26 protein-coding genes are annotated in these 25,854 nt (G+C 45.0%); 11 read left to right on the top strand and 15 right to left on the bottom strand.

What is annotated here, in order from left to right; translation table 11 throughout:
• Positions 1-34 precede the first annotated feature (34 nt).
• The gene (locus AAEU32_RS03330; protein ID WP_421969113.1) at positions 35-1,591 is read left to right on the top strand and encodes an AbgT family transporter; all 1,557 of its coding nucleotides are present in this window, start codon (positions 35-37) and stop codon (positions 1,589-1,591) included.
• Between the two features lie 87 nt (positions 1,592-1,678).
• Here the strand turns inward: AAEU32_RS03330 and smpB are convergent, their stop codons facing one another.
• Positions 1,679-2,161: an SsrA-binding protein SmpB gene (gene smpB / locus AAEU32_RS03335; protein ID WP_421969114.1), complete on the bottom strand. Its 483-nt coding sequence runs from the start codon at positions 2,159-2,161 to the stop codon at positions 1,679-1,681.
• Positions 2,162-2,322: 161 nt separating this feature from the next.
• On the opposite strand from smpB, the gene AAEU32_RS03340 reads away from it, so the two are divergent.
• Both AAEU32_RS03340 and AAEU32_RS03345 read left to right on the top strand, forming a co-directional pair.
• Complete coding sequence (locus AAEU32_RS03340; RefSeq protein WP_421969115.1) at positions 2,323-2,763, top strand: type II toxin-antitoxin system RatA family toxin; 441 nt, start codon at positions 2,323-2,325, stop codon at positions 2,761-2,763.
• Positions 2,764-3,087 (top strand): RnfH family protein, encoded by a 324-nt coding sequence (locus AAEU32_RS03345; RefSeq protein WP_421969116.1) that lies wholly within the window; start codon positions 2,764-2,766, stop codon positions 3,085-3,087.
• Positions 3,088-3,151: 64 nt separating this feature from the next.
• Here the strand turns inward: AAEU32_RS03345 and AAEU32_RS03350 are convergent, their stop codons facing one another.
• Positions 3,152-3,514, bottom strand: coding sequence for an outer membrane protein assembly factor BamE (locus tag AAEU32_RS03350; RefSeq protein WP_421969117.1), 363 nt, complete (start codon positions 3,512-3,514; stop codon positions 3,152-3,154).
• 105 nt (positions 3,515-3,619) lie between these two features.
• Between AAEU32_RS03350 and AAEU32_RS03355 the strand changes: the two genes are divergently transcribed.
• The gene (locus AAEU32_RS03355; RefSeq protein ID WP_421969118.1) at positions 3,620-3,919 is read left to right on the top strand and encodes a GIY-YIG nuclease family protein; all 300 of its coding nucleotides are present in this window, start codon (positions 3,620-3,622) and stop codon (positions 3,917-3,919) included.
• On the opposite strand, the gene AAEU32_RS03360 is transcribed toward AAEU32_RS03355, so the two are convergent.
• The 3 genes from AAEU32_RS03360 to ilvC all read right to left on the bottom strand — a co-directional run bounded on the left by AAEU32_RS03360 (position 3,870) and on the right by ilvC (position 7,616).
• Positions 3,870-4,787, bottom strand: coding sequence for a M28 family peptidase (locus AAEU32_RS03360; protein WP_421969119.1), 918 nt, complete (start codon positions 4,785-4,787; stop codon positions 3,870-3,872). The two genes, AAEU32_RS03355 and AAEU32_RS03360, sit on opposite strands and share 50 nt — an antisense overlap.
• The gene (locus tag AAEU32_RS03365) at positions 4,787-5,959 is read right to left on the bottom strand and encodes a tetratricopeptide repeat protein (RefSeq protein WP_421969120.1); all 1,173 of its coding nucleotides are present in this window, start codon (positions 5,957-5,959) and stop codon (positions 4,787-4,789) included. Before AAEU32_RS03365 ends, AAEU32_RS03360 begins: the two co-directional genes overlap by 1 nt.
• 184 nt (positions 5,960-6,143) lie before the next feature.
• Positions 6,144-7,616: a ketol-acid reductoisomerase gene (ilvC, locus tag AAEU32_RS03370; RefSeq protein WP_421969121.1), complete on the bottom strand. Its 1,473-nt coding sequence runs from the start codon at positions 7,614-7,616 to the stop codon at positions 6,144-6,146.
• Between the two features lie 121 nt (positions 7,617-7,737).
• Between ilvC and ilvY the strand changes: the two genes are divergently transcribed.
• The 5 genes from ilvY (at position 7,738) to AAEU32_RS03395 (ending at position 11,943) form a co-directional block, all read left to right on the top strand.
• Complete coding sequence (gene ilvY / locus AAEU32_RS03375) at positions 7,738-8,619, top strand: HTH-type transcriptional activator IlvY (RefSeq protein WP_421969122.1); 882 nt, start codon at positions 7,738-7,740, stop codon at positions 8,617-8,619.
• A 123-nt stretch (positions 8,620-8,742) separates the two neighbouring features.
• Entirely contained in the window at positions 8,743-9,576 is an 834-nt protein-coding gene (locus AAEU32_RS03380; RefSeq protein WP_421969123.1) for a MipA/OmpV family protein, read from the top strand.
• Position 9,577: 1 nt separating this feature from the next.
• A complete protein-coding gene (locus AAEU32_RS03385) occupies positions 9,578-9,979 on the top strand; it encodes a DUF3019 domain-containing protein (protein ID WP_421969124.1) in 402 nt (133 codons plus the stop codon).
• Positions 9,980-9,994: 15 nt separating this feature from the next.
• Positions 9,995-10,687 (top strand): response regulator, encoded by a 693-nt coding sequence (locus tag AAEU32_RS03390; protein WP_421969125.1) that lies wholly within the window; start codon positions 9,995-9,997, stop codon positions 10,685-10,687.
• Positions 10,688-10,692: 5 nt separating this feature from the next.
• The gene (locus tag AAEU32_RS03395) at positions 10,693-11,943 is read left to right on the top strand and encodes an ATP-binding protein (protein ID WP_421969126.1); all 1,251 of its coding nucleotides are present in this window, start codon (positions 10,693-10,695) and stop codon (positions 11,941-11,943) included.
• A 193-nt stretch (positions 11,944-12,136) separates the two neighbouring features.
• Here AAEU32_RS03395 and AAEU32_RS03400 read toward each other — a convergent pair whose 3' ends face one another.
• Positions 12,137-12,403, bottom strand: coding sequence for a hypothetical protein (locus AAEU32_RS03400; RefSeq protein ID WP_421969127.1), 267 nt, complete (start codon positions 12,401-12,403; stop codon positions 12,137-12,139).
• A gap of 227 nt (positions 12,404-12,630) precedes the next feature.
• Positions 12,631-14,232 carry a cation:proton antiporter domain-containing protein gene (locus AAEU32_RS03405; protein ID WP_421969128.1) on the bottom strand — a complete coding sequence of 534 codons (1,602 nt, stop codon included), beginning with the start codon at positions 14,230-14,232 and terminating at the stop codon, positions 12,631-12,633.
• 197 nt (positions 14,233-14,429) lie between these two features.
• Between AAEU32_RS03405 and AAEU32_RS03410 the strand changes: the two genes are divergently transcribed.
• A complete protein-coding gene (locus tag AAEU32_RS03410; protein ID WP_421969129.1) occupies positions 14,430-15,173 on the top strand; it encodes a sporulation protein in 744 nt (247 codons plus the stop codon).
• Between the two features lie 141 nt (positions 15,174-15,314).
• Complete coding sequence (locus tag AAEU32_RS03415; protein ID WP_421969130.1) at positions 15,315-15,767, top strand: GNAT family N-acetyltransferase; 453 nt, start codon at positions 15,315-15,317, stop codon at positions 15,765-15,767.
• A gap of 187 nt (positions 15,768-15,954) precedes the next feature.
• Here the strand turns inward: AAEU32_RS03415 and AAEU32_RS03420 are convergent, their stop codons facing one another.
• The 8 genes from AAEU32_RS03420 to AAEU32_RS03455 all read right to left on the bottom strand — a co-directional run bounded on the left by AAEU32_RS03420 (position 15,955) and on the right by AAEU32_RS03455 (position 25,831).
• Complete coding sequence (locus tag AAEU32_RS03420) at positions 15,955-18,153, bottom strand: OmpA family protein (RefSeq protein WP_421969131.1); 2,199 nt, start codon at positions 18,151-18,153, stop codon at positions 15,955-15,957.
• Positions 18,154-18,160: 7 nt separating this feature from the next.
• The gene (locus AAEU32_RS03425; RefSeq protein WP_421969132.1) at positions 18,161-19,837 is read right to left on the bottom strand and encodes a ShlB/FhaC/HecB family hemolysin secretion/activation protein; all 1,677 of its coding nucleotides are present in this window, start codon (positions 19,835-19,837) and stop codon (positions 18,161-18,163) included.
• A gap of 240 nt (positions 19,838-20,077) precedes the next feature.
• The gene (locus AAEU32_RS03430) at positions 20,078-21,427 is read right to left on the bottom strand and encodes a sodium-dependent transporter (RefSeq protein ID WP_421969133.1); all 1,350 of its coding nucleotides are present in this window, start codon (positions 21,425-21,427) and stop codon (positions 20,078-20,080) included.
• Between the two features lie 211 nt (positions 21,428-21,638).
• Positions 21,639-22,901 (bottom strand): sensor histidine kinase, encoded by a 1,263-nt coding sequence (locus tag AAEU32_RS03435; RefSeq protein ID WP_421969134.1) that lies wholly within the window; start codon positions 22,899-22,901, stop codon positions 21,639-21,641.
• A gap of 25 nt (positions 22,902-22,926) precedes the next feature.
• On the bottom strand, positions 22,927-23,631 hold the full coding sequence (locus AAEU32_RS03440; protein WP_421969135.1) for a response regulator: 705 nt from the start codon (positions 23,629-23,631) through the stop codon (positions 22,927-22,929).
• Between the two features lies 1 nt (position 23,632).
• Positions 23,633-24,052 (bottom strand): DUF3019 domain-containing protein, encoded by a 420-nt coding sequence (locus AAEU32_RS03445; RefSeq protein WP_421969136.1) that lies wholly within the window; start codon positions 24,050-24,052, stop codon positions 23,633-23,635.
• Positions 24,042-24,881: a MipA/OmpV family protein gene (locus AAEU32_RS03450; RefSeq protein WP_421969137.1), complete on the bottom strand. Its 840-nt coding sequence runs from the start codon at positions 24,879-24,881 to the stop codon at positions 24,042-24,044. Before AAEU32_RS03450 ends, AAEU32_RS03445 begins: the two co-directional genes overlap by 11 nt.
• A 95-nt stretch (positions 24,882-24,976) precedes the next feature.
• Positions 24,977-25,831 carry a hypothetical protein gene (locus AAEU32_RS03455; protein ID WP_421969138.1) on the bottom strand — a complete coding sequence of 285 codons (855 nt, stop codon included), beginning with the start codon at positions 25,829-25,831 and terminating at the stop codon, positions 24,977-24,979.
• Between the last annotated feature and the right edge of the window lie 23 nt (positions 25,832-25,854).

Raw genomic sequence — 25,854 nt, forward strand, 5'->3', positions numbered from 1 at the left:
GTTTTAATAAAGTTTGGGTTATTTAGGAGTCACAATGAATAATAACAATGGTGACCAGCAAGGAGCTGCACCAAGCGGCGCAATCGCGCGCTTTCTAAATACTATCGAGCATGTAGGGAATAAGCTGCCTGATCCGGCAATGATTTTTTTATTCTCGATGCTACTTATTTGGGTGCTTTCTTGGGCATTCTCAGGCATGACGTTTGACGTCATTGACCCACGCACTAATGCACCTATCGTTGTTAATAACCTTTTGACCGGTGACGCGTTAGCTGGATTCTTATCATCTATGGTCAAAACCTTCACAGGCTTTGCACCTTTGGGTGTAGTGTTAGTGGCTATGTTGGGTGTAGGTGTTGCCGAGCACTCAGGCTATATCAACACCGGTATTAAGTTGATGCTAAAGCGCACACCGCAAGCACTGCTTACACCTATGGTTATTTTGGTGGGGATTGTATCGCACACGGCGACGGATGCAGGTTATGTACTTGTTATCCCGCTTGCTGGGGTTATTTTCTATGCGATGGGACGACATCCTCTAGCGGGTATTGCCGCTGCGTTTGCTGGGGTGAGTGGGGGCTTTAGCGCTAACTTTATTCCATCGGGCATTGATCCACTATTGCAAAGCTTCACTCAAAGCGCGGCACAAATTATTAATCCGACAATGGAAATCAACCCGCTTAATAACTACTACTTTACTTCACTTTCAAGCATCTTCATTGTGTTAGTAGGTTGGTACATCACTGATAAGATTATTGAGCCGCGCCTAAAGAGCTCTGATGTTGATGGTAACACCGATGAGTTACCCGCTTTTGAGCAAGCAACAAGCAAAGAAAAGAAAGCCTTCGCTATCGCCACAACGGTTATGATAGCCGGTCTTGGTTTATTGGCGTACGTGGCGGGTTTAGATGATTCACCACTGCGCGCAGATAATGGCAAACTTGCCGATTTTAGCGCGCCAATTATGCAATCAATTGTGCCGCTGATTTTCTTATTGTTCTGGATACCTGGTGCAGTCTACGGCTTTGTTGCGGGCACATTTACCAGCTCTAAAGACATGATTATGGCCATGACTAAGGCCATGGAAGGAATGGCGTATTACATCGTCATGGCATTTTTCTGTGCATTGTTTATCGCCGCATTCGCGCAGTCAAATCTTGGCGCATTGTTAGCAATTGAAGGTGCAGCGGTATTAAAAGCAATGTCGCTACCGAGTGGCGTGACGATTGTTGGTATTATATTCCTCACTGCGTTTGTGAACTTGTTTGTTGGTTCAAGCTCAGCCAAATGGGCGCTGTTAGGGCCAATATTTGTGCCTATGTTGATGCAATTGAATATATCACCCGATTTGACGCAAGCTGCATATCGTGTTGGTGATTCAAGCTCTAATATCATCACACCATTGATGCCATACTTTCCGCTTGTAGTGGTGTACTGTCAAAAGTATGTGAAAAATACAGGTATCGGTACCTTGATAGCGATGATGCTACCGTATTCACTTGCTTTCTTAGTGGGCTGGAGCCTGTTCCTTCTTGCCTACTGGGGTATGGGTATTCCGCTTGGTATTCAATCGTCTTATACCTACGGTTAATCCCCAGTTGTATAATGAATAAAGGCCGCTATAGCGGCCTTTTCTGTATTAATCTTTCGATAATAAAAAAGCGAGCTAGTGCTCGCTTTATCGTACGTTATGTTTCATGGTTCGCTCTTTCTCGCGGGCCCAATCTTTTTCTTTGGTGTCAGCGCGCTTGTCATGCATTTTCTTACCTTTAGCAAGGTAGAACTCAAGCTTAACCCAGCACTTCTTCCAGTACATTGCCGTGGCTACCAGTGAATAGCCTTCGCGCTCTGTTGCCCCAATGAGGCGATCAATTTCACGCTTACTGAGTAGCAATTTACGGTAACGCATGGGATCACAAATAACGTGTGTTGATGCGCTATTTAGTGGCTGAATTTGGCTGCCAAGGAGGAACGCTTCGCCGTTTTTAAGGTGAATGTAAGTGTCGGAGATATTCACTTTACCAGCGCGAATACTCTTTACTTCCCAGCCTTGTAATTCAAGGCCAGCTTCAAATTTATCGGTTAAAAAATACTCATGACGCGCTTTCTTATTGAGCGCGATGGTATTTGAATTCGATTTTGCTGATTTTTTCTTTGCCATAATGGCGCCATTATACTGATTGTCTGCTTATTTACACCAGTTTTTTGTTGTTCAGTGACAATGTTTTACCATGGTTATTGTGGGGGAATTGTTCCTTTGCACAATGCCTCTTGGGACTCGGTGCAAAGCTTGCTAGAATTGCGCTGTTGTGAGGAGAGGTTATGCCACAAATAGAAAAATCAGCTTTAGTTATGTACAGCGCTCAAGAAATGTTTGACCTTGTGAACGATGTTGACGCGTATCCTGAGTTTTTGCCCCATTGCAGTGATGCCAAAATATTCTCCTCGAGCGAAAATGAGATGCGTGCGGGGCTGGAAATATCCAAAGCCGGCCTAAAAAAATGGTTCACCACAGAAAATACATTAAACCCGCAACAATTTAATATCGCTTTGGAGTTGGTTGACGGTCCGTTTAAGCATCTGCATGGTCAATGGCAGTTTAACGTGTTGGATGACCAGGCCTGCAAAGTGTGCTTAAAGCTGGAGTTTGAGTTTGCCAGTAAACTGATAGAAATGGCTTTTGGTAGGGTGTTTAACGAAGTAGCTAAAAGCATGGTCCAAGCGTTTACCCAGCGCGCAAAAGTTGTGTATGGAGAGCGATAAATGATTGAAGTGGAAGTTGTCTTTGCACTGCCTGATAAGGCAACTGTATTGCGCGTAGAAATCCCCAAAGGAAGCACAGCTGAAGAAGCCGTGCTCAAATCAGGCATCGTCGACAAGTGCCCAGAAATTGATATTAAAAGTTTGACCCTAGGCGTGTGGAATCGTACTTGTAAGCTTGATACAGAGCTCAAAGCAGGCGATCGAGTCGAAATTTACCGCCCACTTATTGCCGACCCTAAAGAAGCGCGTCGTCGCCGCGCAGAGAAAGCCAAAGAAGAGGGCCGAGCGAACAAGATCACTGGGGGCAAAGTTAACACGCCCTAGCTATGTGCTCAGATGCAGCCAATAAAAAACGCGACACAAGGTCGCGTTTTTTATTGGACTTTTATTACTGTTCGAGCGGCGTATCAAACTGCTCTGGTCGCTCATAATCTTCTGAGCTGATATTAGCCAACTTTTCGTCTTCAAAGATAAGCTTTAGTTGTTTGCGTTGCTCAAACTCTCGGCCAAGATTAAACGCATATAAGTAATACCATGTATCTTTATCAAACGCGTCTTGCGCTACTGGCTTGCCAAGTACGAACAGTACTTGTTCTTTAGTCATGTCGACTCGAAGTTTGTCGACATCAGATTGTTCTAGAAAGTTACCCTGAGGAATATTGATACGGTAGACCCAACTAGAGCATGCACTTAAACTACTGCATACAATAATAATGGCCGCTACCACAGAAAACTGTTTAAACCACTGCATGTTCGATTATCAGTCCTTATTTATTGTTGTTAGCATGATACCCATTCAGCACTGAAGGTAAAGCGCGAAATCGTAAATCAGACCGCATAAAAGAGAATTAGTTTAATGAGTTTACAAAAATCATCACATTGGTGGTTATATATTGTGCAAACACGTTTCGGGCATTGGTATACCGGAGTCAGTAATGATGTCGCGAAGCGCTTTGAGGCACACCAATTAGGAAAGGGCGCAAAGAACTTAAAAGGTAAAGGGCCGTTAACCTTGGTTTTTGCCATGCCTGTAGGAACCCGCAGTGATGCGTGTAAGCTTGAAGCACAGGTCAAAAAATTACGTCGCAGTGCCAAGGAGCAGTTTATCAAGCAGCATCAGAATCACTGCACTGAGGTGTTAACAACTCAGCCGTAAATTGACTCAGCAGCAATAGCGTGTCTTCGAAGCGCTCGAGGTTGAAATTGTCGAGATTATCCGTGGGGCTGTGATAGTGAGGGTCATGCGCTCCTGTGACAAAGATAAAGGGGATCTTTTGTTTAGCAAAGGCCCAATGATCACTGGCTCTTAGCCAATCAACTCGTTCATCGTTTACGCGCCGATTGATTGCAGCATTGGACTTAGCTAGTTGAATTTTGATGGCATCATTGTTGAGTGTGTCTAGCGCGGATTGACATAACTGCTGGCGGGTAAAAATGAAAAGTCGGCTGTGCTTTTTGGGAAGTTTTAGCATATCCAAGTTAATGTTTAATGCCAGTGATTCTTTATTCGCTTGAGTCACAAAGTAATGTGCGCCATGCAAGCCTGATTCTTCAGCATCAAAAGCGGCAAAGATTATGCGCTCTTTGTGGGGCTTGAGGATTTCAGCTAAATACAGCATCGCTGCGATGCCTGACGCATTATCATTCACACCTGGATATACTTTCGTGCCTTTGGTTCCTAGGTGATCATGATGCGCACTTATCACAATACAATGGTTGGCGCAGTTACTTGTGATCACATTATGGCCAGTTGCTTGGGAAAAGAAACCGGTTTTAAATTCAAAAGGCTGGATGTGTGCGAGGTACCCCATGTGTGTCAAGCGCTGTTGCACATAGTGCGCCGCATCAATAGCACCTATGCTACCCGCTTTTCTGCCTGCTAAGGAAGGGGAGCTGAGCACTGCTAAATCAATATACCAAGGTGATTCAGTATGCCTACTTTGCTGCGCTAAGGCACACTGGCCTAGTGAGAACAATAGGACAAATAGGATAGTGAATTGGCAAAAGCGTTTGGATGACGACATTAGTGGTTTTGTGCGATAAGGCCCAGTGTCGCCAGTTTGCCTTGATAACGCTTTTTGTCATAGTCAAATTGCGCCGTTTTCTGGGCCATTTTTAAATATTTTGTAGCTGCTTTGATGTCGCCCATTAAATAGTAAGTATGGGCAATGCCAAAATAGCTTTCATGAATTTTATCATCGAGCTCTCTGGCTTTTCTAAAGTAGCGCAGCGCTGCTGAATATTCTTTCTTAACAATACTCTCATTGCCTAAGGCGATTTGATAGTAAGGGTTTTCTCTGCGTTTTTGTGCGAGTTGCGACTCGATAGCCTCTGCCTGATTTTCGCGCTCTGTAAGTCGATAAAGAATGGCCAAATTGCCCAGTGCGGTATTGTTGTTTGAATCAATTGCCAGGGCATATTCATATGCGGCTTCTGCATTATCGAATTCGCTTGCCACGCGAAACAAAATTCCCAAATTTCCCCAACCGCCAGAGTAATATGGGTCGATATCAATGGCTGCTTTAAAGTAGCTGTATGCTGTTGGCAGGTCGTTATTAACCAGGGCACTAGCGCCTTTATTGTTGTAATACATTGCCGCCACTCGCTCTTTGGAGATAGGCGTTGTTTTGAACTCTGTTCCTGATATATCGGGCGCAAAATCGACAATCACTTGGCGCTGTGCATTATATACCTCAAGGACATTGCCACGTGTGCGTTTAGGGGTATCAAGTTTTAAGTTGATATGTCCAGTGAGCAGGTTATAACCGCGATTTAAAGCCCAATATTCGGGAATATGAACGCGCTGAACTTGCGCCCTAAGACCCAAATGTTCAGCCATGCTGTAGGCCAAAATAGACAATGACAAACAATTTGCATTGAGCTGGTGGTATGTTTGTGCGGCGGTAAGTGTCGCGCCGCTCTGGTAGCGCACTGTTTTATCGCCATTGTTGAGCAAAAACATCATGAGTCGTTTTGTCGCACTGAGATCGCCTTTACGCAGCGCAAAGGCTTCATCAAGTTGCGATTTCATCTCGTCTGTTAGCGCAAAGATTTCATCGAGCGACTCTACCTCTGTTGCAGTGAAACTTTTTGATTCTAAAGTGATGAGGGGAGGTTGGGAGAATTCCTTTACTTCAGTACTGCTGCATCCTAGAAGTAGGATAACCGGACAAATACAGGTAATTAATGTTCTCATTAAGACCTCCACCGCTTTGGTCTAGTTGGTTCATGTCGATTTACACGCCTTTCAAAAGTATAGGACAGTGAATTTTGTGGGCGGGGAGGTTTTTGTTACAAAGCGTTAACGGCTTTTGGCAGATAACACAAAAAAGCCCAGAGCTAGGCTACTGGGCTTGGGTTCTAACAAGCGAACTGTGAGATCACACAATCTTCTTCATTGCTGACATGTAGCTGCGAAGCTGTGTGCCAATTTTTTCCACTGGGTGATTGCGCAGCGCATCATTTACTTGAATAAGCGCTTGATTATCCACGCCGTTGTCCGTGCTATCAAGGCCGCGGCCAATCACATCAGTGTCAATATTTTGCATAAATGGTTGCAACAAAGGCAAACAGGCATGGTTGTATAAATAACACCCGTACTCTGCTGTGTCTGAAATTGTACGGTTCATTTCAAATAATTTCTTACGCGCAATGGTATTGGCGATTAGCGGTGTTTCATGCAGTGACTCGTAGTACGCAGACTCCGCTTTGATGCCTGCAGCTGTCATCGTTTCAAATGCGAGTTCAACACCGGCTTTAACCATGGCAACCATCAAAATACCATTGTCGAAAAACTCTTGCTCGCTGATAGTTACATCAGAATTTTGTTGTTTTTCAAACGCTGTTTCAGCTGTTTGAGCACGCCAACCTAATAGCTTTGCGTCGTCTTCTGCCCAATCAGCCATCATCCCAGAAGAAAAATCGCCACTGATGATGTCGTCCATGTGCTTGTTGTACAAAGGACGCATAATGGTTTTTAACTCTTCACTAAGCGCAAATGCTTTTAGCTTTGCAGGGTTGCTCAAACGGTCAAGCATATTGGTCACACCGCCGTGCTTCAGTGCTTCGGTGATCACCTCCCAACCATATTGAATTAATTTGGCGGCATAGCCAGCATCAATTCCTTTTTCGACCATTTTGTCGAAGCACAGGAGTGAGCCTGTTTGTAGCATTCCGCACAAAATAGTCTGCTCACCCATAAGGTCTGATTTTACTTCTGCGACAAAAGAAGAAAGTAATACCCCAGCGCGGTCGCCACCTGTGCCCGCCGCATAAGCTTTAGCTTGCTCAAGCCCCTTGCCTTGAGGGTCATTTTCTGGATGCACTGCGATAAGTGTTGGTACACCAAAGCCGCGTTTGTATTCTTCACGCACTTCAGAGCCAGGGCATTTCGGAGCAACCATAATAACCGTGATGTCATCACGAATTTGCTTACCTTCTTCGACAATGTTGAAACCGTGCGAGTACGCGAGTGTTGAACCTTGTTTCATCAGTGGCATGATTGCATCAACAACACTACTGTGCTGTTTATCAGGTGTTAGGTTCAGAACTAGATCAGCATCAGGGATCAATTCTTCGTACGTGCCAACAATAAAGCCATTCTCTGACGCATTAAGGAAGGATTGACGTTTCTCCGTAATCGCAGACTCACGCAGTGCATAACTTACATCAAGACCAGAATCACGTAAGTTTAGGCCTTGGTTTAGGCCCTGAGCGCCACACCCTACAATGACCAGTTTTTTCCCAATTAACGCCGATACGCCGTCTGCAAACTCGCTGCGATCCATAAATTCACATTGGCCTAACTGAGCCAGCTGTTCGCGAAGAGAAAGGGAATTGAAATAATTTGCCATTGCGGTTCCTTAAAAAATTGTGCTGCAAATAATTGATGTAATGACTGTAGGTAAAATTCTATGTTGCGTAAAATGATATATTTGCATTATTGTATTTCATATAATGAAACGTGGGGCGGTTATGCAACATAAACAATTAGAATATTTCCTCGCACTCGCCGAGACCTTACATTTTGGTCGAGCGAGTAGCCGTTGCTACATTAGCGCTCCCACGTTAAGCCGTAACATAAAGCAGTTGGAAGAGCAGGTCGGCTGTGAGTTATTCATCCGTGATAATCGCCATGTGCAATTGACTCAAGCAGGTGAAGCGTTCAGTCATTATGCAAAATCTACCTTAGTGCATTGGCAGCAATTCAAATCCAGCTTGAATGAAGCAGATGAGGTGCAGGGGGAGTTAAGTATTTATTGCTCGGTCAGTGCTGCATACAGTTTTTTAAATCCTTTGTTGTCGGCTCTCAGAGCGCGATATGCGCAAGTGGAAATGAAATTACATACTGGCGACCCTGCCTATGCACTGGAGCGTGTACTTGATCATCATGAAGATGTGGCTATCGCCGCTAAGCCTGCAAAGTTACCCCAACAGTTGTCGTTTAGACGCCTAGGTTGGTCTGAGCTTGTTTTCATCGCCCCAACCATCCCCTGTGAGGTAAGCCAACTGGTGGCGACATCGTCTTCTGTGCCTTGGCAGGCACTGCCTTTCATTGTGCCAGAGCAAGGCGAAAACAGAACGCGATTAATTAATTGGTGGCGTGCTCGGCGCATTCAACCGCCCATATACGCCCAAGTCAGTGGTCATGAAGCATTGGTGTCTATGGTCAGTCTCGGTCTTGGTGTAGCGTTGATCCCTCAAGTTGTATTAGAGAACAGCCCTTTTAACGATAAAGTGCAAATAGTTCAGGTAGATGATGCGCCAGCGCCCCTTGAGATTGGGTTAGTTGCTCTACAGCGGCGGCTGTCTGAGCCAGTCATCAAAGCGTGTTGGCAGGTTGCTGCTGCGCTTTAAGTGCAATAATGCGTAATCAATCAGCGCTAAAGTGTTAACAGTTGTTATCGGTAGGTGTTTAGTCATTGAGCGCTTGCTACTATACGCTCAATAATGCCTTGCAAAGCATGATGAGGATTTAATGTGTTGAGGTATGGGTTAACTGGTGGCGTGATTATTTTGCTTACGCTCGTATTGCTATGCAGCAAGGCCGCTTTTGCATCACAGATGCAACTAGGACAGTGGCAGGTGGGCGTCAACCTTGGCTATGGGAAAGTCACGAATCCACTGTATGGCGGTGATGATCTTAATCTCTATGTTATTCCCGATGTCGCTTATTACACCGATACTTGGTATCTCGATAATACCCAGCTTGGCTACACCTTCGTGGATTCATCAAATCATGTATTGAGTGCTATTTTTGAGATAAATCCTCATGCCCGTTACTTTGTGAAGTGGCATCCGAGCAATATTTTCGCCTTACAATCAAGCGCGCTTGCGGTTGAATCACAAAGCCCAAAGTATATCGATATTAATGACTTAGATACTCGCCGATGGGCGCTCGATGGTGGTTTCGAATACCATTACTTCAGTGATTTTGGCCAGATTTCACTGACGATGGTTGCTGATGTGAGTGATGTGTATCGCGGCCAGCGTGCCCAGTTAGGTTGGCGAAAGACTGTGTCTTTGAACAGTTGGCTCATTGAACCAAGTTTTGGTGTGCAGTACAGCAGCAACGAACTCAACACTTATTATTATGGGTTTAGTGAACTAGAAGCTCTGGAGTTAGGTAAGCAAACTCTTGGCAGTAGTGTGCACCCCTATGTTAAAATCGACATCTCTTATTTGCTGACTCAACACACCGCGTTGCGCTTGCACTTTCATTACGTGGACTTTAATTCACTCGCAAAGCAAAGCCTGTTGTTTGAGTCCGAGCAGTCGGTAACCGCATTTTTGGGCGTGAAGTACGTGTATTAATATGACTAAGCGCATTGGATTGCTCATACAAGTGCTGCTATTACTCATGCAAAGCAATCATGCTGCTGGTGGTGATAAAGAGGTGACTTTTTCAATTACTCCGCGTTATTGCGTTGTACAAGATGTGCAGCATGTGTGTGTAGCGCAGATGACAATTGTATGGGCTATGCCGACATCCGCAACCAGTGCAGAGCCCGTTTGTGTGAAAGAGAACAACCGTACACTACAGTGCTGGGAAGGGGTGAGCACTGGGCAATTACAGCATAAAGCCGAGGTTCAGTTGCCGGCCATATACTCCCTGACCCATAAAAATACAGGGGAGTTAATAGTCTCCTCTGAACTTGAGTTGCAAACGGTTCGCAGTTCGCGCCGTCGCTTACGCTCTGTATGGAGCTTTTTTTGATTCAGGAGTCAATTGATGGCAAACATACTCTTAGTAGAAGATGATCTAGCGTTACAAGAGTTAACGCGCGATTACCTCGAGCAAAATGGTTTGTCGGTAGCGGTATTGTCTCGTGGCGACGAGGTATCAGATTACCTAGCTAAGCACCCAGTAGACTTGATGATTCTAGATGTCATGCTGCCAGGTAAAGACGGTTTTACTGTATGCCGTGAAGTGCGCGATAAATATGCATTACCCATTTTGATGCTCACCGCTAAAGGTGAAGATTTTGACCAAGTTATTGGCTTAGAATTGGGGGCAGATGATTATGTTATTAAACCTGCGGAACCGCGTGTTTTATTGGCGCGTATTACCGCACTACTTAGGCGCTCTCAAGAGCAAGATAAGAGTGTGCAAAAGGTCGTATTTGGTCAGCTTAAAATCGATAAAACCAGCCGCATAGTGACCCTTAAATCTCAAGAAATAACGCTCACATCCCATGAATTTGAATTGTTATGGTTGTTGGCAAGTAATGCTGGCGAAGTGTTGAGTCGAGAATACGTACACGAAAAGATGATTGGTCGCCAATACGACGGCTTGGACAGAACCGTGGATGTGCGCATTTCACGATTGCGCAAAAAGCTTGGTGACAACAGTGATAAGCCATATAAGATTAAAACTGTTTGGGGTCAGGGTTACCTTTTTGTCAGTGATGCCTGGAGTGAATAAATAACTTGGGCAAGCTGTTCGTAAGCCTCTATTTATATATCATCATCTCACTGGTCATTGTTACTGGTGCAGTTGAGAGATTGTGGCCATTGCCTGAGCAATCGACTCCCTTAGCGGCCGAGTTAGGGAGTAACTTCAGCGCATTGGCGCAAAGCCCTGCTGGTTTGGCATATATCCAAAAATATTATCAAACTCAGCAAATGAGTCGAGACGATGTCGCTTTGCCAGCAGACTTAGAGCAAGGGTTGCAGCAAGGCACCTCAGTTCATGCTTTTGATGCTCAAGAACGCCTCATTTGGTATGTTCCGATTGGGCAAGGGCAATTATTAAAAGTGGGTCCGGTGGCCTTACCTAAATCTCAGCGCGAAAGTTTTATAGCACCTTATCTACTCTTACTGCTCGTGGTGGGCGCTCCTGTTGGCTTGTGGAGCTTCATGCTGTGGCGAGACTTTAACAAACTCAGTGAAACCTGCGCCCGTGTTGATGGCCACACTGACGTGAATGTACGTAGTGTGGGTCGCTCGTTTTTGTTGCCTATCACGGACGCGTTGCATGTAATGCAGCAGCGTATCTACAGCCTTCTAAACGCGCAACGAGAGCTGACCTCCTCAGTGTCACATGAATTTAGGACACCCCTTGCGCGTCTTAAGTTTGCGTTGGCCATGCTGGAGCAAAACGCTAGCCAGCGCCAAGAGAAATACGTTACTTCTATGACGGCTGATGTCATTGAGCTGGAGAATCTAGTCAGTGAAATGCTTGATTATGCACGCCTAGATGGTCAGGGGCCGACACTGGCTCTTGAGTTGGTCGATTTGAATGAGTTAGTCGATGCTCTAGTAGACAAGCTGAGTTTTGATAGTGATATTCACATTGATGTATGCCATGAGCAGCCAAACCTGTTGCGCTGCGACCCCCACTTTTTAGCTAGAGCTATACAAAACTTGCTGGGTAATGCTATCAAGCACGCACACAGTCATGTGCGGGTGTCTGTGAGTGCTACAGAAGAAGCATGTCAGATATGTGTTGAGGATGATGGTGATGGTATTCCACACTCAAAACGTGCTGATATATTCAAACCTTTCATTCGCCTAGACCAAAGCAGAGATAAGCGTACCGGTGGATATGGCCTGGGATTGGCAATAGGCGCCAAAATAGTGCAGTGGCATCATGGTGAACTGACCATTTCAGATAGCCAGTTAGGTGGTGCAAAATTCATCATGTCGTTACCATTTTCTTTTTACAACGATCCCCCCTAAGTTGATATAAGTGAACGTGTATTAAAATGCTCATACATAAGCGTGGTCATTTGTAGCTTGCAATGGCACGACAAAGTCGCGCGTAGGCGATGGAGAATAAAGAAAGAGTAATAGCAAAAGTGAAGGAGGAAATAGGCTGACGACGGGCAGTGTCAGCCTATTTAAATGAGGGAGTAGGCCCTCAGAAAACTTGTTAATGAAGGGTCTTTTGTTTTGAAAAACCCATTCGTTTTAATTGACTGATTAAAGTGGGATCATCAAGTCTGTCAGGTGTACGGTTCGAACGAATAGTATGATCTTTTGGAACCTGATAAACATCCAACATTTTTTGAAATAGCACGTAACGCATATATTGAGGGGTCACACCCGAATCTTGAATATGGTCTAACTGTTGTTGCACATCATGCAATTGTTGAGAGTCCATAGTGTGAATCGTCGATACTTTTTTACTTACTGACATATCAACCCCTGCTCCATTACTGCTAAAACTTCACTGGAAAAAACGATATTCTGTTGCGTATTTGACGCTTGTGTATGCTTTCTCCAGACCACGAAGTAAGTGTACTCCTTTTTTCTGAGTCGTTGCTAACAACCGTGTAAAGCTTTGTAAATAGAGTGAAACAATTTTGGGTACAAAAAGGTTAACTTATTCAAGTTATTAAAGAGAAAAAGGTAACCTATTGCAGGTTACCTTTGAGATGGAAAAGACTGTCCGTTATTCGGCGCGAGCTTCTGTTTCACATGCTCGGCGAAGCCGCTACCAGCCTCTAGATAAAAGTTGTAGGTGGAATCAACGCCGAGCTGTTGCAGTTCTCGTTGTTGATCAGGGTAATTTGCAATGGCAGTAATTTGGCCATTGTATCCTGAGGCTTTAATTTGCTGTAAAGCGAAAATGTTTTGGTTGTGTTTTGGCATGGCCAACATAACCATTTCAACTTCTGAGTGGTTGAGACGCTGCCAAAAGTCAGGGTCGGTTGCATCCGCCGTTAATACTCTGCGTCCACGTTTAATATGTTTAGCGACTACTTCTGGCTTGATATCTATACCTGCTACGGCATCAGGATAGTAACTGGCAATAGTTTCATAGGCACCTGTTCCTATTCGGCCCATACCAAAGATGACAATGCGAGTTTTATGCAAGTTAACGGGTAACTCTTCTTCAAGTCGAGAATCACTTTCAAAACGTAACAACCAGTTCTCCATTTTTACGTAGAGTTCGTTGGCGCGGGCATTCAGAGGTGAGGCGATGATAAAAGTAATGGCAACCGCAGTCGCGACCACTGCCAACCATTGTGAAGACAGCCAACCAGTGCTTGCAGCCACGGCACACACAATAAGGCCAAACTCACTGTAATTAGCAAGTGTAAAGGCGCTGAGTAGCGATGTACGAGCCCGTAAACGTGCGGCATTAGTCAGTACATAGTAGAGCGCGACTTTGACACCCAGAACACCAACAATTAACAGAGCTGCAACCAGAGCATTGAAAGTCAGTTCCGCGTTGAGGCCAATAGTTAGGAAAAAGCCAACAAGGAGAATGTCTTTGAAGCTCAGTAATGATTTGGCAAGTTCCCCCGCCTTTTTATGGCTGGCAAACATCATGCCCAAAATGAGTGCCCCTAAATCCCCCTTAATACCGGCCAGCTCAAACGCTTGGTAGCCGATCACAAGCGCAAAGAAAAAGCCAAACAAAGGCAGTAACTCACCGTGTTTAGAGCGGTTTAATATCCAGAACATTACAGGTCGTAATAATGGCAGAAGTACCAATAGCGCAAACGCCCAATAATTTGGCACTTTGCCTGTACTGGCAACGAGGAAAAGCACAGCAAAGATATCTTGCATAACCAGGATGCCAATAGAAATCTTACCGTGCAAGCTGGCCATTTCACCTCTGTCTTCTAGCACTTTTACAGCAAATACAGTACTTGAAAAACTAAATGCAAAGCCAAGTAGCAAAGCAGTTTGCCAGTTTAAGTCAGCAAAGAGGGGAATAGTGATGGCGCCAAGTAATAACAAAAAGCCACCAAATAATGCGGTGCTGAGTACGATATGGGCAGTGGCAGGAGCCCACACCTGCACTTTCATCAGACTAGAAACTTTGAGCTTGAGACCAATGCTAAATAACAGCAGGGTTATGCCCAAATCAGCAATGTTACTCAACAAATCCGTCGTTTTATAGCCAGCGAAATTCAGAACGAAGCCGGCCAGAAGAAAGCCCACCATAGGGGGAAGTTTAATTTGATATGCAGCAAAGCCACATACAAAGGCGATGGCGAAGAAGATAAGTTCCATAAAATTGTTTTTATATGCTGTGTACTTACAGTGTAACCAATGACCAGCTTATTGAAAATAGATACACGAGTACTTCAGTGAATTGGCGTTATAGATACAGATGATGTATCCATTTTGGCGTCAAAGCAAAGTTTTCACTGACAAGGTAATAAAAATGTGGTTAAGATGCTCAAAAGGATATTCAAACAGGAGTAGTTATGTTTAAAAAAATCCTGGCCTCAGTGGGTATTGGGGCGGCTAAAGTAGATACAGTGTTGCAAACAGAGCATTTGCACCCAGGACAGAAATTTCACGCTGAAATTATTATAAATGGTGGCGATGTCGAGCAAGATATCTCAGGCCTTGAATTAGCATTAATGACGCGCGTTAAAGTCGAGTCAGAAGACGGACATTATTTTACCAATCATGTTATTCAAAAGTGGCGTATTAGTGAGCAGTTAACTATTGCTCCAGGTGATGAAGTGCGCATTCCGTTTGAGGCGCGTTTGCACTCAGAAACTCCTATAACGGAACTTCACGCGGGATACAACCAAACTCAAGTGTGGATCCAAACTGGTTTAAATATTGACTTGGCATTGGATGCGAGTGATCGAGATATACTGCACATTTATCCAAATGAAGCGATAAAAACGTGTATGCAAGCCATGGATAAACTTGGATTTAACCTTGCAAAAGCAGATGTGGAGAAAGGGTATTTACGTGCACCAAGCTTTCAATCAACTTCGGGTTGTTATCAAGAATTGGAGTATCGCCCTAATCGTGGAGGTTTGTTCGGTATCCAAGAGGTTGAACTGTCATTTGTTCCGGAGACGCACCAAACACACGTGTTAATTGAACTTGATAGGGCATTTCGCTCTGATGGTTACATTGATCTGACGATTGAGCATGACCACGTTAATTTATCGCAAATATGCGACCAGTTAGAGCGCTTGATCCACTGATATAAACCAGTAATACCAATTGTGTGAGAAAAGTGAGCATGATGTTCAGCCCGCTTGGAAGAACAATTATTTAATTCAAGTTGGCATAACCATAGCTCCAACAAGCCCAGTTAGTCTGGGCTTTTGTATTAGGGTGGAATAATGAATATATCTTGGCACAGTAAGACATTTAGCGAGTTAAATACGCATGAGCTGTTTACCTTGATGCGTGCGCGAGTTGATGTGTTTGTAGTTGAACAGAATTGCCCGTACCCCGAACTGGATGATGCTGATATCGACTCGCAAACGGTGCACATCATGGGGTATGTCGATGGTACGCTCGCGGCCTATGCGCGATGTTTACAAAAACAAGAGAAAGTGGCGATTGGCCGAGTTTTGTGCGTTGAAAATATGCGTGGTAAAGGTTTGGCAACAGCACTAATGGGGCAGGCTTTAGCTGTATGTGCACATTATTTCCCAAAACAGCAAGTCATGTTAAGCGCCCAAACCTATCTTATTGATTTTTATAGTCAGTTAGGGTTTTCGACACAAGGTGAACGATACCTAGAAGATGGCATAGAACATCAAGACATGTTGCTTACTCGACCTGATTGATTGCGCAGGTGATTCACTTTACACGGTATTCTCAACTGATAAGGGATGCAGTCGCTGAGTACCTCATACCAATCAACATAATAAGTTACACATCCTAGCAGGTTGAATTTAGTGCTAACGTATTGAAACTGTTATTCAATTAATTTTTACAACACTGTATCTGGTCTCATATTTACGTTGGTTGGTATCACTGCACATGAACCCGGGTGATCCGCTGTTCTTTGCTGCTCGCGACTGACTCAGAAGTCGGAGCTTGCGCTCTACAGCAGCGGATATTTAACACCAACTCAATATGATCCTGTGCAACACCACGAGCTATAAGCTCATGAATGATGATTGATGAACGGTGTTGGGCAAGCGCTTCATTATATCGTTCAGAGCCAAAACCATCCGTCTCGCCAATAACAGTAATTGACGTTAATCCACTGCGATATCGTGTCACTATGTCATCGAATATATACCGCTGTTGTAGCGGGATTTTGGCGCTCGCAAAGTCAAAGTGAAAGATGAAGTTGTCACTGTTGGCAGAGGGGGGGGCAATAAAGTCGTAACTGTGCTCTGGTAAATTTATACCGATGACATTGAAATGAAAGCCATCCACTTCCAATCCATAGACTTCATCTTTGTCGGCAAGTTGAATTCTGTCTTGTGTGTATACATGAACTGTGTTTTCTGTAGCTGGTGTGCGCACTTCAAGTAGATGACTTGCCCCTTGATTTTGGGCTTGTATCACTGCGCCAACTGTCACAACAGGGGAAGTTAACCTTGGATCTGTCACTGAATGATGCGGTACGGGTGTGCTTTGCGGGATCGGTGTCGGCACAGCATCTGATTTCTGAGGCGGAACGACGACAGTACCCGGTGTTTGTGAGCTCATAGGTGTCGGTGTGCTCTGTGGTATGGGCGTCGGAACAGCATCTGTTTTCTGGGGTGGAACTACGACAGTGTTCGGTGTTTGCGAGCTCACAGGTGTGGGCGTGCTTTGCTGTATGGGTGTTGGCACTGCATCTGTTTTCTTGGGTGGAACTACGACAGTGCTCGGTGTTTGCGAGCTCACAGGTGTCGGCGTGCTTTGCTGTATGGGTGTTGGCACAGCATCGGATTTCTTAGGCGGAACGAGAACAGTGTTCGATGTTTGCGAGCTCACAGGTGTGGGCGTGCTCTGTGGTATGGGCGTTGGCACAGCATCTGATTTTTTAGGCGGTACTGCTACTATGGTGTTTGTTTGAGAACTGACAGGTGTCGGTGTGCTCTGTGGTATGGGCGTTGGCACAGCATCTGATTTTTTAGGTGGTACTGCTACTATGGTGTTTGTTTGAGAACCCACAGGTGTTGGCGTGCTTTGCTGTATAGGCGTTGGCACAGCATCTGATTTTTTAGGCGGTACTGCTACTATGGTGTTTGTTTGAGAACTGACAGGTGTTGGCGTGCTTTGCTGTATGGGTGTCGGCACAGCATCTGATTTCTGAGGCGGAACGACAACAGTGTTCGGTGTTTGCGAGCTCACAGGTGTGGGCGTGCTTTGCTGTATGGGTGTTGGCACAGCATCTGATTTTCTAGGCGGTACTGCTACTGTGGTGTTTGTTTGAGAGCTCACAGGAGTGGGCGTGCTTTGCTGTATGGGTGTTGGCACAGCATCTGATTTTTTAGGCGGTACTGCTACTGTGGTGTTTGTTTGAGAGCTCACAGGAGTGGGCGTGCTTTGCTGTATGGGTGTCGGCACAGCATCTGATTTCTGGGGCGGAACGACAACAGTGTTCGGTGTTTGCGAGCTCACAGGTGTTGGCGTGCTTTGCTGTATGGGTGTTGGCACTGCATCTGATTTTTTAGGTGGTACTGCTACTGTGGTGTTTGTTTGAGAGCTCACAGGAGTGGGCGTGCTTTGCTGTATGGGTGTTGGCACAGCATCTGATTTTTTAGGCGGAACGACAACAGTGTTCGGCGTTTGCGAGCTCACAGGTGTGGGCGTGCTTTGTTGTATAGGTGTAGGTTCAGTTGTTTGCGTTTGAACCTGCGGTGGTGTCGCCATCGGTTTGGCGGTGGGTTTTGATTTTGAGTTATACCGTGTGGCCGTACCAATTTGAGGCTTGGATGATTGTGGCGCAGTTGTTTGCTTGTACTTACTCTTGATAGCAACAGGAGATGGGATCACAGTTGTTATATCGATATTCGGGTTCGTGGGGGTTGTTTCACCAAGGTTTGGGTTAGTTGGCTCTGGATTAGGAGTATTACCCGCTTGGTTTGCTGCAGATGACTGATTTTGCTGTGTTTGCCCATGGTTCTGTTGACATTGCCATGAGTGTGACGTTTGGCAATGGGGAGTTGCATTTGCATGGTGTGCGCTTGCTAACAAAAAAGTTATGAGGAGCAGGCATTGTTTCATCATATTTACCTTAAAACGTGTATAAGGCCTGAGCCCAAAAACGATAGTCACTGTTTGATTCATCGGTGTCCTCACCGGTTAATACATCGGCTCCAAGATTGCTTCCCACTTGTTTGCCAATAATTAGGTTTACAGCCAAGTCATCAAATAACGTGATATGAGTGCCCACACCCATAGATTGTAAGGTAATGTCGCCACTCAATTGTGGTGTGTTGACTTGCATACTCGGCCAAGGCTCATGATAAAGCTTAGCCTTTCCGTAAGAATAAAAAATAGACGCCTGTGTTTGCACTGTGCTGTCGAGGTCGTAGCGAATGTCGGCGTAGAGTAACATGGCATCATCACCACTTAATTCACCCACAGGATAACCTGCGCCGCTGTGCGGACCACCAATATAAAACTTCTGCGATGCATCGAGGTTTTTGTCAGCAAACTGTCCTTTTAATGATAGGAAGCCAGATAAACGACCACTGAGGTGCTGTGATCGAGCCAATTCGAAATTGATGCGTCGAAAGTCCCCTGATGTCTTCGAGTTGGCATTATCAAAGGCAATGTAATCATCATTGCCGCTGATATCATTGTCTCCCAAAGTCATCGACAGTGAGAAATAACTAACACCATTGGCGATGAAGTCATCGTCATGATCACCGTTAACGCTAATTTCAATACCGCTAATCGTTCTTTTGGACAGCAGCCCCGTGTTGTCGCTGTCTTTTGATTTAAGTGAAAATAAGTCAGAGACTAAGTTGAGGTTTGCGTGTCTACTGGCGATAAGCGGATAGCTCGCAAATAATCGCAGTTGTGAACTGTCACCTTGTGCATCAAGCGAGGCAAAGCGTTTACCTAATTTGTAGCTAACGTAGTCTATACTCGCGCCGATGCGTGCTCCATCCCCTCCAATTGGCATATCGTAGCTTATTAACCCATAGTGTGAGTGGCCTGTTGCACTGAGGGCGTTAATACTGAGTTTGTCACCGGATTTGCTTGGGCTGTTGATGTTTAGTTGCGCACCAAAACGTTCTTTGCCAGTGTAATAGTTGCCGTAATTATTAACATAAATATTGCCATCAAACTGCGCCTCATCATGTGTCTCAATCAAAAAGTTAGCACTACCTACACTACTTCCGGGGTACAAGGTGGCGCGTGAACTCATCCCTGGTAAGCGCTCTATGAGCGAGATAACCCGTTCATAATCTCGCGATTGTATAAGCTCACCTTGCACTATGTTGTTTTGGATATATTGAAAAAGTCGACTGTTGTCGACGCGGTTTTGGGAATTGTGTAGTTCAATGCCACCAATAGCTGTGCGCCCCTCATAAACATGCAATGTGACTGTATTGTTAACAACAGCTTGTGCGGGGATAATTACCCGCGCGGCAAAAAGTCCACTTTTTGCATAACCTAGCTGCAGTGTGTGCGCTGCTAGATGAATTTGTTCATTGCTCAACTCTCGATTAGTAAATGGCTGCAATAGTTCGGCAATGTATGCATCTGTGAGCGCAGTATTGCCATGCACACTATACGCTGCAACAAAGATTGTATGGTTATTTTGGGGATCATCTGGCTCAAAGTTTTGTTTTGTAACTTCCTGTTGGACTTTATTCACAGTGTGCAGCTCAAGGCTGTTTGCGCAGGCACGGGACGCATTGGTGCCAAAGGCAAGGGTCAAAAACAACGCAACAGTCATACTGCAATTGCTTATCAAAAGGTTGTCCATAATCTTTAAATTTATCTATGTGGTGAGAAGAGACGTATGGTTAAGGTTTAGCGTATTTGTCTGAAAATTCAATAAATTTTCTTGCTCAAAGTGAAGGGCGGCACATCAGATGAGCTATTGTTGGGCGCCAATTTATGCTTAAACAGGAAGGTATAATAAAAAAGGAAGCGTGTTCGCTTCCTTTTGTGTCATTAATTTATTAGCTGCTATTTATCTTAGTGAATTAATAAACACCAATGAAATAGCAATAGGGCAAACAAACTTGATATACCAAGGCCAAATTTTCCAGAACCAGCCACTGGCTGCGTCTGGGTTGCCCTGTTCTATTTCTTTAAGTAGCGAAGAGCGATGCCAAATCCAGCCTACGAAAACACAACACATTAGGCCTAGAAGTGGCTGACCAAATCGTGTTGTCAATGCGATCACAAAGCCAAATAGTTGCTCAAAGTTAAGCAAAATAACGGTACTTACTGCACCTATAAGTGCGCCAATGGTCCAAGTTGCAGGCTTTCTATCCATGCCAAATTTTTCAACTGTGTACGACACAGGAGCTTCAAGCATAGAAATAGAGGAGGTCAGTGCGGCAATACTCATCAATGCAAAAAAGGCGAAGCCTACGTACAAGCCAGCGCTGCCCATAGAGTCAAATAAAGCAGGCAGCACTTGGAATACTAGCGTATCTTCTGAGAGTAGCTTTCCAGCCTCATCAAAAATTTGTACTCCTTGCTCTTGCGCGACGTACATAGCTGGAATGATAAGTAAACCTGCGACAAAAGCGATAAATACGTCAATCAAAGTGACTGAGGCTCCCAAAGTCACTAGGTTTTCACTTTTAGAAATGTATGAGCCATAAATGATCATCACACTGGTGCCCAAAGACAGTGAGAAAAACGCTTGTCCCAATGCACTAACTAACAGGCTAGGTTCAAAAATAGCGCTGAAATCAGGCAACAAGTAATTGCGTAAGCCCTCTGAAGCACCATCTTGGCTGAAAACATAAGCAATCAGTGCAAACAAAATCCCAAGTAATGCAGGCATTAGGCGCTTGGACCATTTTTCAATTCCGTTTTCGACACCTTTACTGATGATAAGTACGGTCAACAGGATAAACCCACCGGCGAATAACAGGTTGCGAGTTAATGATTGTCCTGTGATCCATGACGCAGCCTCTTGCGCGCCAACAAGCTGTGCCACCGGTTCAACGGTGTAGCTGATCATCCAACCTGCAACAATGGCATAAAAACTAAGAATAAGACCTGCGCAGATGATGCCACCAAAGCCCACTAAAAATGCAAGAGGATGCTGCCATTTGTGCTTTGATATTTTCTTTAATGAACTTACCGCATTTGCTTGTCCATAACGACCAACGACAAGCTCTGCCATGAGAGCCGGATATGCTAAACAAAATGCTAAAACGAGATAGGCTAAAACGAACGCGGCTCCACCATTAGATGCCGTTTGTGTCGGAAAACCCCAAATGTTGCCAAGGCCTACTGCGGAACCCGCAGCAGCCATTATAAAACCAAAACGGGAGCTAAACTCCCCACGCGACGCACTCATATTATTATAATTTCTCAATTGCTGAACTGCGCCCTAAATCTACTGTAATTTGCCCTAAATAAAAAGCGTTGTGAGGTAATTAGCCTGATTAAAAGGCATTGGGAAGGAGTGCTTTTCGGCACTAAAGTGCTTTCATCAAATCATAAGCAATTCAGTAAGTACGCGATGCGCCGAGCACTTGTACACAAAAGTTGCAAATGTAAATACTCAGTTACAGAGGAAGACTGAGCGTAAATTTGGCGCCACCTAAATCGCAGGCACTTTCGACACGAAGTTCACCATGATGCCACAGCATCACTTTTTGGCATATTGCCAAGCCGAGTCCATACCCGAGTTGGTTTCTATGCTTGGCACTTTGATAAAAGGGTCGCAAGACGGCGTCTTTTTCATGCTCATCGATACCTGGACCATCGTCAGTAATCGCAATGTGAATACACTTTCCCTCTTTGCGAGCGCTAATGTTTATGCGTGACTGGGCATAGCGCAGCGCATTGTTGACGATATTTTGAATAGCGCGTGCGAGCCAATGTAAATCTGCGGTGATGTGCAGTGTTTTTGGGCAGTCAATGACCACCTCAATGGCATCAAATTGCGTACTCAGTTGGTCGATGATCTCATGCAGATAGTCATTTAGGGTGACTTGTGAATAAACTAAAGAAACATTGTGTTGTTGTAGCGCAGCGAAATCTAAATAACTTTTGAGCATGGACTCCATGGTATCCAAGTCTTTTTCCATGCGCTGAAGATAACGCTTTTGACTGTGCTGATTATCATTATCTAGCGCTGCATCAAGGCCAAATCGTAAGCAGGCAATAGGGGTCCGAATATCATGAGATAAACTCGATGCCATGAGTTTATTTTCTTCTAGCAAGCTGTTTATTTGCTCAGCCATACTATTAAAACTGTGTTCTAACTGTTGGGTGTAGCTATACCGACTGGGTTTAATTCGGGTAGCGAGCTGACCCTTAGCAAACTTTGAGGCGGCATTGGCGAGCACGGATATGCGCCGGGTGAGGGGGATCAATGGCAACCACATGCATAGACTTACACCCGTGTAGAATAGCACGGTGAGCATTAAATCGTGTTTTGATGGCTCAGGGCTTGCTAGGCGTGCGATGAGATGGCGGCGATGTAATTGCTCATCAGAACGCACCAGATACAGGCCTTGCTCGTCCTCCAGAATGAGCCCTTGGGGTTGATACAATTGCTCTTGCAGTGCAGGGGGCAGTGCGAGCGCTGCATTGCTAGATAACTCGATGTCTAAACTAAAATGCGATTTGAGCTTTTCAAATTGTGTTACTTGCTGCTCTTGTGGATATGAAGCTAGGTAAGAGGTCATCGCTGAAAGTACTTCACGCTGGGTTGTAAAGTCATCATATTCTTTGTTATCGCTGGTAAAACTATCAATAAGCCAGCTGAGCAGAACCACACTTAATAGTGCCGTACATAACAAAGAAAGATACAGTTTTTTCACGCCCAGAGTCCTTTATGCAACGAGGTTACCACGCATCTTTGACCAGAAGATAACCTTTCCCCCAAATCGTTTTGATGCGTTGTGGTTGAGTAGGATTATCATTGAAACGTTTGCGTAGCGCTGAAATAACAACATCAATGCTGCGGTCAAGCCCGTCATATTCACGCCCTTTGACTGCTTTGAACACAGAGTCTCTATCGACCACTTCCCCGGCGTGCTGCGCGAGGTAGGCCAGTAAAGAAAATTCCGCATTAGAAAGCTCAATATGCTCACCGGCGAAAGAGACGCGGTGCGCTTGTGTGTCAATGAAGAGGTTACCGACTTCGATAATATGGTGTTCGTTTTTTTGTGGCGTATCGTCCGTGGCATCACGCAAATTCGCTTTGATACGTGCCAGTAGCACTCTGGGCCTTGCAGGTTTGGCGATATAATCACTGGCACCTACTTCAAGGCCAACGACTTCGTCGAGTTCATCATCTCTGGCGGTGAGCATAATGATGGGATTGGAATAAAACTGCCTTAAGCGCGTGCATACGGTAATGCCATCAAGTCCTGGTAGCATAATATCTAAAAGAATGAGGTCTGGGGTATGCTGGCGAACATACTGCTCCACCGCGGACCCATTGTCACATGTACCGACCTGATAGCCATTTTGACTTAGAAATTCGACCATCCACTCGCTGAGCGAAACATCGTCTTCTACAACAAGAATGTGCGGTTGTTGGCTCATATCAGAATAATCTCCACCTACGTTTTTTTTGTTTGCTGGTGTATACCCATTGCACTTTGACTTCGCTTTGCGCTACGACTTGTTGTGTTTGCATGTTTACCATTTCATAAATTTGCGCCGTGGCGCTAGCAAAATCCACCGTGACTTCACCTTGTTTAATGTTGTTCCAGCAATGCAAGGGCGAGTTTTGGGATTGTTGGCGAATACAAAAATGGCCTTCATTACTGACTTGCCATGCAAAAGTAATATCTGAGTAACACGTTCTCCCTTGCCTCAAGGCAACGCAGGTGTTGGGAGTGCTCAATAAAGATTCGGGCACCTGTTCGGGCGCGGCATTTTGAGTTATGGATTCTTTAGCCTGCGCTTGGCTCACAGTGCCCAGACAACTAACAGCAAGTGCAGCCCATAGCTTAAAAGACATAACGCACGCCCACCTTGGCTTTGTGTTGATATGACTGTGAAATGATAGGGCTTTGCGTAATTCCTTGTGAAAACCATGTAGATAACCAACCAGCTAAGAACACCCAGTTTTGTGACAATGGATATTCAGCATGAAATTCCACCATGTAAGACTGCGATGCATCAGCGCGGTAAATGGGTCGAGACTCACGCGCCTCATTGGCATCAATGCCAAAATAGTAATCGGTGAAATCGCTGTCGTAGTAATTCATGCCGATACCTGCACGAAACTCCCAGTTGCGATACTGCTGAATGTGTGACAAAAATGCGGTAAAAATCCATGCGTTATGGGTACCCGTGACATCATGGAGTAACTCAAAAGACAACTGCGTATCATCAAAGCGTCTCGAGAGTCTTAACCCTGCATCGAAGTCATAATGCCTGCGGTCAATTCCTTCGAGCTCCTCAATGACATCACGGTCATACACTTTTAAGCCAGTTTCATCAAACCCCGATTGCATGTTAGTGCCCACTAAATCTAGGCCCCAATCGTATTTATCAATCAGCGAGTAGCCAATCACGATACCGCCACTAAGTTGGCTGTGATCAACGTCTAAATAGAAATTGTTGTAGGTGATGACAAGGTTGAGATCGGGTTCCAACCCGTCGTCATAGGAGTCTAAACCGACAAGATAAGAGTCTTCAATGTAATAGCCGGCACCAATGCTCCAATCCCAGTTAAAACCTTGTTGTGGCTCCAACTGGTTATCAGAGTAATAGCGGTTGCTCGCCGTCGCGTGTGTGCACAGCAGCAAAGACAAAATAAAAACGAGGGCTGGTCGAAGTGGCATAAATCTCACTTTTTCTTTTTATTTTAGTTAGCACTGATGCCAAAAACTGTAAGAAATTGTAGGAAATTATCGCCTTGTACTTACAGAATAGGGCGCTAGAGAATGTTAATTTTCTCTAATAAGATCCCGGACAGATAGTAGTGTAAATCAGGCACTAAGGCACTGACTTCTGTGACACTGCATGCTCCAACAACTTTCTCTAACGCGGAATTGTGCGTAATTACCTTATATTCAGGTGCAACAGGCGCTGGTTTATCGCCTCGCTCAGCAAGTGCGTCAGGGCTGTTATGTGTTGCCACAAAATTCTGCACTTGTTCATAGTTTTCAATGCGCTGTGTTAATGTCAGTTGATATCGAAGGGGGTTGCGTTGAAAGCTCGCAGTATCTAACGATGACTTCGCAAACCACACCACATCTTTAGAAGCGCGATGGGAGAGCTTCATACTTACTGACCCAGAGATGTTACTGCAACTGCGACGAGCAAGCTCCTCAATGAGCGATTCACTCTCAAGGATATGGCTATTGGCTAGGGTGTATTGGGCGTCCGTTGTCTCAGATATATCTAGCTGATTGATGCTCAGCACATAATCGGCTCGTTTTGCATCATTAACAACGACCAATTGTTTGTCATTGAAAATGCTAACTAAACGCTCTCGTAAGCGATCAGTGAGTGCGACCTGTTGATCGTCAATGCTGACGGTTTGCCCTTTACGCACAACATGCGCTGGCAATTGTACTGATTTGACGCGTGGGCTTTGATGTTCGGTTTGATATTCGAGCAAATAGGTGCGCTCGCTCAGGGCTGGTTTTACGGGCATACGCACACGCTCAGCTTCTTTTTGCTGCATCAGGCTGGGCATCTGTAAACTGCTACAGCCAGCTAACGTAGTCAGAGTCAGTAATAATGTGGTGGATAAGAAGTTTTTAGTTCTGATGTTGTTAACTTTCATTTCCCGAATCGCCTGCCGATTTA

This window comes from Pseudoalteromonas maris (assembly GCF_049257235.1).
Taxonomy (GTDB): domain Bacteria; phylum Pseudomonadota; class Gammaproteobacteria; order Enterobacterales; family Alteromonadaceae; genus Pseudoalteromonas.

Bases quoted from the DNA above. Each gene is read 5' to 3' on its own strand.
- AAEU32_RS03365 (WP_421969120.1), bottom strand. From the start codon at position 5,959: ATGAGAACATTAATTACCTGTATTTGTCCGGTTATCCTACTTCTAGGA.
- AAEU32_RS03360 (WP_421969119.1), bottom strand. From the start codon at position 4,787: ATGTCGTCATCCAAACGCTTTTGCCAATTCACTATCCTATTTGTCCTA.
- AAEU32_RS03445 (WP_421969136.1), bottom strand. From the start codon at position 24,052: ATGTCTTTTAAGCTATGGGCTGCACTTGCTGTTAGTTGTCTGGGCACT.
- AAEU32_RS03350 (WP_421969117.1), bottom strand. From the start codon at position 3,514: ATGCAGTGGTTTAAACAGTTTTCTGTGGTAGCGGCCATTATTATTGTA.
- AAEU32_RS03450 (WP_421969137.1), bottom strand. From the start codon at position 24,881: ATGCCACTTCGACCAGCCCTCGTTTTTATTTTGTCTTTGCTGCTGTGC.
- ilvC (WP_421969121.1), bottom strand. From the start codon at position 7,616: ATGGCAAATTATTTCAATTCCCTTTCTCTTCGCGAACAGCTGGCTCAG.
- AAEU32_RS03430 (WP_421969133.1), bottom strand. From the start codon at position 21,427: ATGAGTGCGTCGCGTGGGGAGTTTAGCTCCCGTTTTGGTTTTATAATG.
- AAEU32_RS03425 (WP_421969132.1), bottom strand. From the start codon at position 19,837: ATGACTGTTGCGTTGTTTTTGACCCTTGCCTTTGGCACCAATGCGTCC.
- AAEU32_RS03355 (WP_421969118.1), top strand. From the start codon at position 3,620: ATGAGTTTACAAAAATCATCACATTGGTGGTTATATATTGTGCAAACA.
- AAEU32_RS03440 (WP_421969135.1), bottom strand. From the start codon at position 23,631: ATGAGCCAACAACCGCACATTCTTGTTGTAGAAGACGATGTTTCGCTC.
- AAEU32_RS03455 (WP_421969138.1), bottom strand. From the start codon at position 25,831: ATGAAAGTTAACAACATCAGAACTAAAAACTTCTTATCCACCACATTA.
- AAEU32_RS03340 (WP_421969115.1), top strand. From the start codon at position 2,323: ATGCCACAAATAGAAAAATCAGCTTTAGTTATGTACAGCGCTCAAGAA.
- AAEU32_RS03345 (WP_421969116.1), top strand. From the start codon at position 2,764: ATGATTGAAGTGGAAGTTGTCTTTGCACTGCCTGATAAGGCAACTGTA.
- AAEU32_RS03330 (WP_421969113.1), top strand. From the start codon at position 35: ATGAATAATAACAATGGTGACCAGCAAGGAGCTGCACCAAGCGGCGCA.
- AAEU32_RS03420 (WP_421969131.1), bottom strand. From the start codon at position 18,153: ATGATGAAACAATGCCTGCTCCTCATAACTTTTTTGTTAGCAAGCGCA.
- AAEU32_RS03400 (WP_421969127.1), bottom strand. From the start codon at position 12,403: ATGTCAGTAAGTAAAAAAGTATCGACGATTCACACTATGGACTCTCAA.
- AAEU32_RS03415 (WP_421969130.1), top strand. From the start codon at position 15,315: ATGAATATATCTTGGCACAGTAAGACATTTAGCGAGTTAAATACGCAT.
- AAEU32_RS03405 (WP_421969128.1), bottom strand. From the start codon at position 14,232: ATGGAACTTATCTTCTTCGCCATCGCCTTTGTATGTGGCTTTGCTGCA.
- AAEU32_RS03410 (WP_421969129.1), top strand. From the start codon at position 14,430: ATGTTTAAAAAAATCCTGGCCTCAGTGGGTATTGGGGCGGCTAAAGTA.
- AAEU32_RS03390 (WP_421969125.1), top strand. From the start codon at position 9,995: ATGGCAAACATACTCTTAGTAGAAGATGATCTAGCGTTACAAGAGTTA.
- AAEU32_RS03385 (WP_421969124.1), top strand. From the start codon at position 9,578: ATGACTAAGCGCATTGGATTGCTCATACAAGTGCTGCTATTACTCATG.
- smpB (WP_421969114.1), bottom strand. From the start codon at position 2,161: ATGGCAAAGAAAAAATCAGCAAAATCGAATTCAAATACCATCGCGCTC.
- ilvY (WP_421969122.1), top strand. From the start codon at position 7,738: ATGCAACATAAACAATTAGAATATTTCCTCGCACTCGCCGAGACCTTA.